The organism is uncultured Jatrophihabitans sp., assembly GCF_964252635.1.
In the GTDB taxonomy this organism is placed as follows: Bacteria; Actinomycetota; Actinomycetes; order Mycobacteriales; family Jatrophihabitantaceae; genus Jatrophihabitans.
Map to the genome: position 1 here is coordinate 26,872 of NZ_CAXUNP010000039.1, position 10,509 is coordinate 37,380.

At 72.8% G+C, this 10,509-nt stretch carries 10 protein-coding genes; 7 read left to right on the forward strand and 3 right to left on the reverse strand.

Annotated elements, in window-relative coordinates; genetic code table 11:
* Positions 1 to 188 precede the first annotated feature (188 nt).
* Positions 189 to 2,012 carry a ribonuclease Y gene (rny, locus tag ACFFCA_RS15570; protein ID WP_375486383.1) on the forward strand — a complete coding sequence of 608 codons (1,824 nt, stop codon included), beginning with the start codon at positions 189 to 191 and terminating at the stop codon, positions 2,010 to 2,012.
* 30 nt (positions 2,013 to 2,042) lie between these two features.
* Here rny and ACFFCA_RS15575 read toward each other — a convergent pair whose 3' ends face one another.
* Positions 2,043 to 2,573 (reverse strand): GNAT family N-acetyltransferase, encoded by a 531-nt coding sequence (locus tag ACFFCA_RS15575; RefSeq protein WP_375486385.1) that lies wholly within the window; start codon positions 2,571 to 2,573, stop codon positions 2,043 to 2,045.
* Between the two features lie 44 nt (positions 2,574 to 2,617).
* On the opposite strand from ACFFCA_RS15575, the gene miaB reads away from it, so the two are divergent.
* Positions 2,618 to 4,060 (forward strand): tRNA (N6-isopentenyl adenosine(37)-C2)-methylthiotransferase MiaB, encoded by a 1,443-nt coding sequence (miaB, locus tag ACFFCA_RS15580; RefSeq protein ID WP_375486387.1) that lies wholly within the window; start codon positions 2,618 to 2,620, stop codon positions 4,058 to 4,060.
* 96 nt (positions 4,061 to 4,156) lie between these two features.
* Here miaB and ACFFCA_RS15585 read toward each other — a convergent pair whose 3' ends face one another.
* Complete coding sequence (locus tag ACFFCA_RS15585; protein WP_375486389.1) at positions 4,157 to 4,651, reverse strand: limonene-1,2-epoxide hydrolase family protein; 495 nt, start codon at positions 4,649 to 4,651, stop codon at positions 4,157 to 4,159.
* A 77-nt stretch (positions 4,652 to 4,728) separates the two neighbouring features.
* Complete coding sequence (locus tag ACFFCA_RS15590) at positions 4,729 to 5,907, reverse strand: DUF349 domain-containing protein (protein WP_375486391.1); 1,179 nt, start codon at positions 5,905 to 5,907, stop codon at positions 4,729 to 4,731.
* Positions 5,908 to 5,986: 79 nt separating this feature from the next.
* Between ACFFCA_RS15590 and ACFFCA_RS15595 the strand changes: the two genes are divergently transcribed.
* The 5 genes from ACFFCA_RS15595 to ACFFCA_RS15615 all read left to right on the forward strand — a co-directional run bounded on the left by ACFFCA_RS15595 (position 5,987) and on the right by ACFFCA_RS15615 (position 10,506).
* Positions 5,987 to 6,745: a hypothetical protein gene (locus ACFFCA_RS15595; protein ID WP_375486393.1), complete on the forward strand. Its 759-nt coding sequence runs from the start codon at positions 5,987 to 5,989 to the stop codon at positions 6,743 to 6,745.
* The gene (miaA, locus tag ACFFCA_RS15600; RefSeq protein ID WP_375486395.1) at positions 6,738 to 7,667 is read left to right on the forward strand and encodes a tRNA (adenosine(37)-N6)-dimethylallyltransferase MiaA; all 930 of its coding nucleotides are present in this window, start codon (positions 6,738 to 6,740) and stop codon (positions 7,665 to 7,667) included. The genes ACFFCA_RS15595 and miaA overlap by 8 nt, the downstream gene beginning before the upstream one ends.
* A complete protein-coding gene (gene dapF, locus ACFFCA_RS15605) occupies positions 7,661 to 8,536 on the forward strand; it encodes a diaminopimelate epimerase (protein ID WP_375486404.1) in 876 nt (291 codons plus the stop codon). The genes miaA and dapF overlap by 7 nt, the downstream gene beginning before the upstream one ends.
* A gap of 71 nt (positions 8,537 to 8,607) precedes the next feature.
* Positions 8,608 to 10,089 carry a GTPase HflX gene (gene hflX, locus ACFFCA_RS15610; protein ID WP_375486397.1) on the forward strand — a complete coding sequence of 494 codons (1,482 nt, stop codon included), beginning with the start codon at positions 8,608 to 8,610 and terminating at the stop codon, positions 10,087 to 10,089.
* Positions 10,090 to 10,143: 54 nt separating this feature from the next.
* Positions 10,144 to 10,506 carry a twin-arginine translocase TatA/TatE family subunit gene (locus ACFFCA_RS15615; protein ID WP_375486398.1) on the forward strand — a complete coding sequence of 121 codons (363 nt, stop codon included), beginning with the start codon at positions 10,144 to 10,146 and terminating at the stop codon, positions 10,504 to 10,506.
* Positions 10,507 to 10,509 lie beyond the last annotated feature (3 nt).

Here is a 10,509-nt window from a genome sequence, read left to right on the forward strand (position 1 = left end):
AGCATCGACGCTTCGATAGACGCATCTGTCCGCACCCAGTCCGAAGGAGCTGCCGCCAGGGGTTTCGGCCGCGTCGGCCGTGCCCTACCACTGCACGTACCCGCCGTCGCTGAGCCGTCGGCGAACCCGTGTTCCGCGGGTCCTGGTCTTCGACGTCCGCATGGGCGTCCACAGGTCAGGAGGCACGCATGCACGGGGTCTGGTACGCAGCGATCGGCGCCGCCTTCGTCCTCGGCCTGGTGTTCCTCCGGCTGCACGCACGGCGCGGCGCGGCACCGGCCGGGCGACACGGGCCGGCCGACCCCGACGGGTCCGTGGCTCCCCGCGCCGAAGCCGACGTCGCCGCCTCCGGACATGCCGCCGAGACCGCCGACCTCGACCAGCGGCGAGCCGACGCCGAACGGGACACCGACCAGCTCCGCGAGGCCGCCCGTACCGAGGCCGAGCAACTCCGCGAGGCCGCCCGCGTCGACGCCGACGCCGCACGGGCCCAGGCCGATGCCGCCCGGACCCAGGCCGACGCGGCCCGCCTCGAGGCCACCGCCGCCCGCGCCGAGGCCCAGGGCATCCTCACCGCCGCGCGCGAACAGGTCGCGGAGCTGCGCGCGCAGGCCCGCCGGGACGCGGCCGACGACACCGAGAACCGCACCGCCGAGCTGACCAGGGCGCAGGCCGCCCTCGCCGCACGCATGAGCCGCCTCGACGACGTCGAGGCACGGCTGGACGCGCAGGAGACCCGGTTGCACGAGCGGGCCGAGGCGCTGCAGCGCCACGGTGCCGACCTCGCCGCCACCAAGGCCGACCTGGACAGCCAGGCCGCCGGCCTCGACGCCCAACGTCAGGCCGTGCAGGCGGAGGCCCGAGCCGTCGAGCGTGAGCTCGAGCGGGTCGCCGGGCTGAGTGCCGAGGACGCCCGCGCCGAACTGCTGGCCGCGGTGGAGGCCACCTCACGCCGCGACGCGGCCACGCTGGTGCGGTCGATCGAGGGCGAGGCCCGGGCCGAGGGCACCGAACGTGCCCGTCGCATCGTGGTCGAGGCCGTCCAGCGGGTGGCGAGCGCGCAGACCGCCGAGGCGGTGGTGAGCGTACTGCACCTGCCGGCCGAGGAGATGAAGGGCCGGATCATCGGCCGCGAGGGCCGCAACATCCGCGCCTTCGAGTCCGTCACCGGCGTCAACGTCATCATCGACGACACACCCGAGGCGGTGCTGCTGTCCTGCTTCGATCCGGTCCGCCGCGAGACCGCGCGGCTCACCCTCGACAAGCTCGTCCAGGACGGGCGGATCCACCCGCACCGCATCGAGGAGGCCTACGAGCAGTCCCAGGCCGAGGTCGAGGAGCTGTGCCTGCGCGCGGCCCGGGACGCGGTGGCCGACGTCGGCGTCGGCGCGATCGACGAACGGCTCATGCCCTACCTCGGTCGCCTGAAGTACCGCACGAGCTACGGCCAGAACGTCCTCGCCCACCTCGTCGAGACCGCCCACGTCGCCGGGGTCATGGCGGCCGAGCTCGGCGTCGAACCGGTGCTGGTCAAGCGCTCGGCGTTCCTGCACGACATCGGCAAGGCGCTCACGCACGAGGTCGAGGGCAGCCACGCCATCGTCGGGGCGCAGCTGCTGCGCAAGTACGGCGAGGACGAGGCCGTCGCCCACGCCGTCGAGGCCCACCACAACGAGGTGCAGCCCCGCACGGTCGAGGCCGTCCTGACCCAGGCCGCGGACACGTGTTCGGCGGCCCGGCCGGGTGCCCGGCGGGAGTCCGTCGAGGCCTACGTCAAGCGGCTCGCCCGCATCGAGGAGATCGGCGCCGCCCACGACGGCGTCGACAAGGTCTTCGCCATGCAGGCCGGGCGGGAGGTGCGGGTCATGGTCGCACCGACCGAGGTCGACGACCTCGCTGCGTCCGTGCTGGCCCGCGACATCGCCAAGCAGATCGAGGACGAGCTGACCTACCCCGGCCAGATCCGCGTCACGGTGGTGCGGGAGTCCCGCAGCACCGAGATCGCTCACTGACCGCGTACACCGAGGCCCACGCCGGCACCGTCACCCACGCGCGGCCAGCCAGTCCGCGCACAGCAGGCCCATCCGCAGCTCGTCGTCGTAGTGGCCCCGGATCCACGCGTGTTCGCGCAGGCGACCCTCCTCGACGAACCCGGCCTTGAGGTAGGCGCGGCGGGCCGGCTCGTTGGACGCCAGCACCACCAGGTGCAGGCGGTGCAGGTTCCAGCGCTCGAACCCGAACGCCACCAGCTGCGCCACGGCCGCCGTGCCGATCCCGCGTCCACGGGCCTCCTCGACCAGCGAGATCGAGATCTCGGCGTGCCGTGCCAGCGGGTCGACGTTCACGATCGCGCACCGGCCGACCGGTCGGCCCGCGGCCTCCACCACGAACTCCGCCTCCTGGGCGTCGGCGGCCCGCGCGGCCTGCCGGGCCTGCCACTGCTCGCGTGTCACGGGCCTGGGCGGGGCGGGCGAGCGCTGCTCCCAGGCGTCCAGATCCGTCTGACAGCGGTACACGACGTCGTCGTCGCCGTCCTGCATCGTGCGCAGGACGACCTGCTCCGGTGTGGTCATGGGTGTCAGTACACCGTGAGCAGGCACGTATTCTCCAGAGCGTCATGAGCGCGCGCACCTATGAGATCCGCACCTACGGGTGCCAGATGAACGTCCACGACTCCGAGCGGCTGTCCGGCCTGCTCGAGCAGGCCGGTTACCAGCGGCACGCCGCCGACGGCGCCGCGGCCGACCTGGTCGTGTTCAACACCTGCGCGGTCCGCGAGAACGCCGACAACCGCCTCTACGGCAACCTGGGCCACCTGTATCCCGCGAAGGCCGCGAACCCGGACATGCAGATCGCGGTCGGCGGTTGCCTGGCCCAGAAGGACCGCGGCCGCATCGTGGAGAAGGCGCCGTGGGTCGACGTCGTGTTCGGCACGCACAACCTCGCCGCGCTCCCGGTCCTGCTCGAACGGGCCCGGCACAACCGGCAGGCCGAGGTCGAGATCGTCGACGCGCTGCAGAACTTCCCGTCCGACCTGCCCACCCGGCGCGAGTCGCCGTTCAGCGCCTGGGTGTCGGTCAGCGTGGGCTGCGACAACACGTGCACGTTCTGCATCGTGCCGAGCCTGCGCGGCGCCGAGACCGACCGGCGTCCGGACGACGTGCTCGCCGAGATCCGCGCCCTGGTCGACGGCGGCGTCGTCGAGGTCACCCTGCTCGGACAGAACGTCAACTCCTACGGACGTTCGTTCGGCGACCGGCTGGCCTTCGGGCGGTTGCTGCGCGCCTGCGGCGACATCGACGGTCTCGAGCGTGTCCGGTTCACCAGCCCGCATCCGCGCGACTTCACCGACGACGTCATCGAGGCCATGGCTGCGACGGCCAACGTCATGCCGCAGCTGCACATGCCGCTGCAGTCCGGGTCGGACCGGGTCCTGAAGGCCATGCGCCGCTCCTACCGGCAGGAGCGCTACCTCGCCATCATCGACCGCGTCCGGGCCGCGATGCCGGACGCGGCGATCAGCACCGACATCATCGTCGGCTTCCCCGGCGAGACCGAGGACGACTTCGCCCGCACCCTCGACACGGTGCGCGCGGCCCGGTTCGCGAACGCGTTCACATTCCAGTACTCGCCGCGCCCGGGCACGCCCGCCGCCACGATGCTCGACCAGGTGCCGAAGGACGTGGTGCAGGAGCGGTACGAGCGGCTGATCGCGGTGCAGGAGCAGATCGCGGCCGACGAGGCGCGCGCCCTGGTCGGCCGCGAGGTCGAGGTGCTGGTCAACGCCACCGACGGGCGCAAGGACGGGACGACCGGGCGGGTGTCGGGCCGGGCCCGCGACGGGCGTCTGGTGCACGTCGCCGCCGACCCCGGGACGGTGCGGCCCGGCGACGTCGTCGTCTCGACCGTCACCTACGCCGCCCCGCACCACCTGGTCGCCGATGCGGGCGTGCGCGAGCACCGTCGCTGGCGGGGCGCGGGGGAGCCTGCCGCCGGACCGTCCACGCCGGCGAACGGCAGGCCTGCGTTGCTGACCATCGGCGCCCGCCCCGCGTCCTGAGGCGCGGACAACTGCTGCCCGCGTCCTGAGTTGTCCGCGCCCGGACGGGTTCGGGCGCGACTGAGCGCGGACAACTCGGAAGAGGCGTCGCGGCGGTCAGTGGTGCTTGGGCCGGCCCGGTGCGTCCGATCCTGTGGGCGGGGTCGGGCGCAGCGACGGCACGGCGAGCCCGGCCAGCCCGCGCACCGCGGACCGCAGCAGGTCGAGGTAGTCGAACGAGTCGCGCCACAGCGTGATGAGCCCGTCCGTGACGTCGAAGCGGCCGGACACCCAGAACTGCGAACGGAACCGGCCGAGGCTCAGCACGTCGGTGCGCTCCGTGAGCACGGTCGGCCCGTTCGCCGAGATCGCGTGCAGGTAGACCTCGAACGACGCCGACGGGCGATCCATCACCGACAGCGCACGGAGCACCTTCTCGCGCCCTCGTATGGCCGGCAGGCCCACGTTGATGTAGTCGATGTCCTCGGCGATCAGCTCGCCCGCGCGCTCGAGATCCGAGTCGGCCAGCGCGTCCAGGAACGCCTCGACCACATCACGCGGGGCGGTCGGCGTGGTGAGCGGATTGCGCATCGTCGAGGGCCTCATCACCATCGCCCGAGCATAGGGCGATTCGGGACGTTCGTCCCATTGGATCAACGAGGTCGTCGCGGGGTCTCCGGAACGCGATCTCAGTCGGGAAGGAGCGCGCGGCGCTCGGCCACCTCGGCCTCGGCCCGTGCGATGCGCGCCTGGTCGCCCGCCTTCAGCGCGCGCTCCAACTTGGCCTCCGCCTCGGCGAGGCGGTCCTTCATGGCCGCGAGGAACGGGTTCGACTCGACGCTCGCCTGGCGCCATTCGGCGTCGACGGCGTCGCGTACGCGCTGCTCCGCGGCGCGCATGCGGTCGTCGAGGCGGCGCATGGCGTCGCGCGGGACGTGGCCGATCTCGTCGTAACGCGATTGGACGTCGCGCAGCGCGCTCTGGGCCGCCTTGGGGTTCGCGACGTCGATCGCCTCCGCGGCCGCGATGAGCTCTTCCTTCTTGGCCTGGTTGGCGACCTGCTCGGCGTCGCGCTCCGCGAACACCTCCGACCGGCGGGCGAAGAACGCGTCCTGCGCGGCGCGGAAGCGGGCCCACAGGCCGTCCTCGACGTCGCGCCCGGCCCGACCGGCCGCCTTCCACTCCGTCATGAGGTCTCGCATCGCGTTGCCGGTGTCGCGCCAGTCGGACGACCCGGACAGCTCCTCGGCCCGCGCAATGAGCCGCTCCTTGACCTGCTTGACGGTGCCGCGTTCGGCGTCGAGCTGGGCGAAGTGCTGGCCACGACGGCGACCGAACGCGTCGCGGGCGGCGGCGAACCGCTTCCACAGCGCGTCGTCGGTGCGGCGGTCGACGCCCTTGATCTGGCGCCATTCGTCGACGATCGTCCGCAGCCGGTCGCCGGAGCTCTTCCACGACGTCGCGGACTCGGCGATCTTCTCGGCCTCCGCGACCAGGCTCTCCTTGGCCGCGATGGCGTCGGCGCGCGCCTGCTGCTTGGCCGCGGCGGCCTCGCCGGCCTTCTCGTCGGCCGCGCCGCTGATGGCGTCGAGTCGGGTCGCGAGCGCGTCCAGGTCCCCGATCGCCGCGACGCCCGCCAGCGACTCCTTCAGGGTCACGGCCTGCTTGCGCGTGCCGGCCGGGTCGCCGGCGCCGGACTCGAGGCGTTTCTCGAGCAGCGTCACCTCGGTGGCCAGGTCCTCGTAGCGGCGCGTGTAGAACGCGAGCCCGGCGGCGTGGTCGCCGGCCTGCCAGGACCCGATCGCCCGCTCGCCGTCTGCCGTGCGGACGTAGACGGTGCCGTCCTCGTCGATCCGTCCCCACTCCATGACTGAGCATTGAACACGATCGGGCCGTGGGCCAGCACGGACGGGCGCCGCGACGACCGCCCCGACTAACCTCGCGCACATGACCTCGGCCGTCGCGTTCTGCCCGCAGGCGCCGGTCCTCGTGCCGGATCTCGCCCGGGGTGCGGCGCCGGAGCTCGAGGAGCTGCGGGCTGCGTGCCGCACCGCGATCCGTCGTCTCGCCGCCCCTGGACGGCAGCTCGTCGTGCTCGGTGGGGGAGAGCGGAACGCGTCTTTCGAGCCCTCCTCGCGCGGCTCGTTCGCCGGGTTCGGGCTCGACCTCGAGGTGTCCCTGGGCTCGGACGAGCCGGGGCCGACGGAGCTGCCGCCGTCGCTGACCGTCGGGGCATGGCTGCTGCGCGACGCATTGGGCCCGGGCTCCGGCGCCGTCGGCCACTCGGTCGGTGACCCAGCCGCGCTCCCTACCGATTGGGAGGAGCGACATGGTGACGACGTCGGCGTGCTCGTGCTGGGCGACGGCAGTGCGCGACGCAGTCTCAAGGCACCGGGCTATCTCGACGAGCGGGCCGGACGGGTCGATGCCTGGATTGCCGAGACACTCGGCGCCGGCAAAGGATGGCGCCTGCACCGCAGCCTGATCGACGACGACGACGAGCTGCTGATCAGCGGGCTGGCGGTCTGGGACGAGCTGTCCTGGACGGTCGAGCCTGTGGAATGGGAGGCCGAGCTGCTCTACGACGGGGCACCGTATGGAGTCGGCTATTTCGTTGCGTCGTGGCTGTTGGACAGGTCCAGCGTGCGAACCGCGCACCTCGAGATGCCTGAAGGCGCGTCCTGGACGGCGCGGATCGTTGGCTGAGCCGCAGCGGCACATCCGGGTGCTGGCGGTCGTCGGCCCGACGGCCACCGGCAAGTCCGATCTCGCGGTCGCCCTGGCGCAGCGCCTCGGCGGCGAGATCGTCAACGCCGACTCGATGCAGCTCTACGAGGGCATGGACGTCGGCACCGCCAAGCTGCCGCCCGACGAACGCGGCGGCGTCCCGCACCACCTGCTGGACGTCTGGCCCCTGGCCAAGTCCGCGGCGGTCGCCGAGTACCAGACCCGCGCCCGCGCCACGATCGCGGAGATCCACGGCCGCGGGCGGCTGCCGGTCCTGGTGGGCGGTTCCGGGTTGTACCTGCGCGGCGCGCTGGACGACCTCGAGTTCCCCGGCGAGAACCCGGCGGTCCGGGCCGGGCTGTATGCAGCGCTGGACGAGATCGGGCCCGAGGCGCTGCACGCGCGGCTCGCCGAGCTCGACCCGGTGGCCGCGGCGGCGATCCTGCCCACCAACGGGCGGCGCATCGCCCGCGCGCTCGAGGTCATCGAGGTCACCGGGAGGCCGTTCATGGCCCGGATGCCGGGCTTCGACTCGATCTACGACACCGTGCAGCTCGGCCTGGACCGCACCGATCTCGACGACCGGGTGAAACTGCGGGTGCAGCGGATGATCGCCCACGGCCTGCTCGACGAGATCCGCGCGCTGCTGCCGCTGGGGCTGCGCGCCAGCCCCACCGCCGGGAAGGCGCTGGGCTACCAGCAGCTGCTGGCCGTGGTCGACGACGACGGGGCCGTCGTCGGCGACTTCGACGACGCCGTGGCCCAGACGGTCCGGGGGACCTTGCGCTTCGTGCGCCGCCAGCGCCGCTGGTTCCGGCGCGACCTGCGGGTGCACTGGCTCGACGGCGCCGCCCCCGACCTGACGGACACGGCTCTGGCTGCCGTGCGGTCCGTATCCTGAGCCGTATGCACCTCGTCAAGGGCCACGGGACGGAGAACGACTTCCTGCTCCTGCCCGACCTGGACGGTGAGGTGTCGCTCACAGCCGGAGCCATCCGCGCGCTCTGCGACCGTCGCTCCGGTCTCGGTGCGGACGGCATCCTGCGCGTCGTCCGCAGCGAGAACGACCCGGAATCCAAGGGCTTCGCCGACGACGCGCCGTTCTTCATGGACTACCGCAACGCCGACGGCAGCCTCGCCGAGATGTGCGGAAACGGAATGCGGGTTTTTGCACGGTATCTCCAGCGCGAGTCGCTCGTTGGACACAGTGCGGCGGTGGCGACTCGCGGCGGGATCCGACGTGTGCGGGCCAGCGGAGACGGAGACGTCACTGTGTACATGGGCCTGCCCCGGCTCCTTGCCGACCGGCCGATCGCCACCGCCGCCTCACACTCCGGGCGCCCCGTGCGGGCCCCGGGGCGCGTCCTCGAGGTTCCCAACCCCCACGTGGTGGTCGACGTCGCGGACCTCGACACCCTGGCCGGGCTCGACCTCACCGGCCCGCCGTCCGTCGAACCGCCGCTGCCGCACGGGCAGAACGTCGAGTTCGTCGTACGCCTGGGCGAGCGGCACCTCCGCCTTCGCGTGCACGAGCGCGGCTCGGGCGAGACCCGGTCCTGCGGCACCGGCATCTGCGCCGCGGTCGCGGCCGCCGCTGCCGACGACGGTCTCGAGCGTGACGGCCTGCCCTGGCGCGTCGACGTCCCGGGCGGGACCTGTGAGGTGGTCTGGCAGCCCGACGGCGAGCTGCTGCTGACTGGCCCTGCGGTGCTGGTCGCCGACGTCGAGGTCGACGACGCGTGGCTGCGGGCGGCGGCCGGGTCCGCCTGACCCGCCCTGCGACCCGACCCGCCGAAACACGCTCGGCAGGCGCCGCCGCGCGTGCCACCATGGACAGCACGATGACTGATACCGATCTGCCCGCCGAGTCGGCCGGCTCTCCCGCGTGGGACACCACGGACGCCGAGTGGGACACCACGGACGCCGAGTGGGACACCACGGACGCCGCGTGGGACACCACCAGCGCGGTCGAGGAACGCCAGGCCCTGCGCCGCGTGGCCGGCCTCTCGACCGAGCTGCAGGACGTCACCGAGGTCGAGTACCGGCAACTGCGCCTCGAGCGCGTCGTCCTGGTGGGTGTGTGGACCACCGGCACCCTCACCGAGGCCGAGAACTCACTGGCGGAGCTGGCCCGCCTGGCCGAGACCGCGGGCTCGCAGGTCATGGACGGGCTCATCCAGCGCCGCGACAAGCCCGACCCGGCCACCTACATCGGCTCGGGCAAGGCCAAGGAACTGCGCGACATCGTGGTGGCCGAGGGCGCCGACACGGTCATCTGCGACGGCGAGCTCGCGCCCGGCCAGCTGCGTCAGCTCGAGGACGTCACCAAGGTCAAGGTCGTCGACCGCACCGCCCTGATCCTTGACATCTTCGCCCAGCACGCCCGCTCCCGCGAGGGCAAGGCGCAGGTCGAGCTCGCCCAGATGCAGTACATGCTGCCGCGCCTGCGTGGTTGGGGAGAGTCCCTGTCACGCCAGGTCGGCGGGCGCGCCGCCAACGGTGTCGGCATCGGCGGGCGCGGCCCCGGTGAGACCAAGATCGAGATGGACCGTCGGCGCATCAACTCCCGCGTCGCCAAGCTGAAGAAGGAGATCGCGGGCATGAAGACGGCCCGCGACGTCAAGCGCAGCCGGCGCGAGACCCGCAGCATCCCGAGCGTCGTGCTCGCCGGCTACACCAACGCCGGCAAGTCCTCGTTGCTCAACCGGCTCACCGATGCCGGCGTGCTGGTCGAGAACGCGCTGTTCGCCACGCTCGACCCGACCGTGCGCCGCGCCGAGACCGACGACGGGCGGGTGTACACCCTGGCCGACACGGTCGGGTTCGTGCGCCACCTGCCGACCCAGCTCGTCGAGGCGTTCCGCTCGACGTTGGAGGAGGTCGCCGACGCCGACCTCATCCTGCACGTCGTGGACGCCTCCGACGCCGACCCCGAGGCCCAGATCCGGGCGGTGCGCGAGGTGCTGGCCGACGTCGACGCTCTTGACGTCCCGGAGCAGCTGGTCTTCAACAAGGCCGACGCCGCCATCCCGGAGACCGTCCTGCGCCTGCGGCACCTCGCGCCGGACGCTGTGTTCGTCTCCGCGCGTACCGGGCAGGGGCTCGACGAGCTGCGGGCGCGCATCGACGCCGGCCTGCCCCACCCGGACATCGAGCTGACCGTCCTGCTGCCCTACACCCGGGGGGATCTCGTGGCGCGGCTGCACGAGCGGGCGGAGATCCTGACGACCGAGCACACCGGCGGGGGCACCCTGGTGCACGCCCGCGTCGGCCCGGCGCTGGCCCGCATACTCACGCCGTTCATCTCGGCCGGCGTGCCCTAGGGCGTACGCTTTGGGTGAGCAATGCACCCACCCGGTTACAGGAGGTCAGGCACGATGGAGCTGTTCACCCCCGGACACCTCGTGGTCCTGGCGGTCATCGCGCTGGTGCTGTTCTTCGGCTGGAAGCAGCTGCCGGACATGACTCGCTCGCTCGGGCGCTCGTTGCGCATCTTCAAGACCGAGATCATGGGCATGGGTCAGGACGATCAGGCCCGCGACGCGGACCGGGCCGAGCGCGGGGCGCAGGAACCGCCCAGGGCCATCGACCCGCCGCCGGCCCAGGTCGTGAAGAACCCTGTCTCGGGATCCCCGGCCTCCGGATCCACGGCCTCCGGCTCGACGGCGCCCGGGTCGGCGGCTCCGCAGGCGACGCCGGCGGCCGCGCCGCGCCCTCGCCCGCGCCCGTCCGCCCGCTGACCC